A 322-nucleotide genomic window follows, 5' to 3' on the forward strand; every position below is an offset into this window, starting at 1 on the left:
ACCGAAGCCCCAGTAAACGGCGGCCGTAACTATAACGGTCCTAAGGTAGCGAAATTCCTTGTCGGGTAAGTTCCGACCCGCACGAAAGGTGTAACGATCTGGGCACTGTCTCAACGAGAGACTCGGGGAAATTATAGTACCTGTGAAGATGCAGGTTACCCGCGACAGGACGGAAAGACCCCGTGGAGCTTTACTGCAGCCTGATATTGAATTTTGGTACAGCTTGTACAGGATAGGTAGGAGCCTGAGAAGCCGGAGCGCTAGCTTCGGTGGAGGCGTTGGTGGGATACTACCCTGGCTGTATTGAAATTCTAACCCGCGC

At 53.1% G+C, this 322-nt stretch carries 1 rRNA gene; it reads left to right on the forward strand.

Going from position 1 to position 322, the window contains the following annotated elements:
- A 23S ribosomal RNA gene (locus CVN76_RS00525) occupies positions 1-322 on the forward strand; the annotation flags it as partial.

It is taken from the genome of Bacillus sp. mrc49 (assembly GCF_002803435.1).